The 394-nt window shown below is 48.0% G+C and carries 1 protein-coding gene; it reads left to right on the top strand.

Going from position 1 to position 394, the window contains the following annotated elements:
* A partial coding sequence (rpiA, locus tag ACTHS3_RS17165; protein ID WP_440368661.1) for a ribose 5-phosphate isomerase A occupies positions 1 to 394 on the top strand: 394 nt, incomplete at both ends.

Genomic DNA, 394 nt, shown 5'->3' with positions numbered 1-394 from the left:
GGGTTTGGCGGTTTATGTTGACGGCGCAGATGAAGTCAACCACGCGCTGCAAATGATTAAAGGCGGCGGCGGTGCGCATTTGAACGAAAAAATCGTGGCCAGCGCATCCGATAAATTTGTTTGTATCGCCGATGAAAGCAAATATGTTTCCCGTTTGGGCAAATTTCCATTGCCGGTAGAAGTGGTTGAAAATGCCCGTTCGCTGGTGTCACGCAAACTGCTTGCCATGGGCGGACAGCCTGAGTTGCGTGTTGGTTATACTACTTTCTATGGAAATCAAATCGTTGATGTTCATGGCCTCAATATCGATCAAGCCCTGAAAATGGAAGACGAAATCAACAAAATTACCGGCGTACTTGAAAACGGTATTTTTGCCCGCGATGCCGCCGATGTG

It is taken from the genome of Neisseria sp. P0009.S007, from assembly GCF_051962515.1.
Note: the sequence above shows the minus strand (reverse complement) of the source record. Positions and strands in the feature narration are given on the sequence as shown.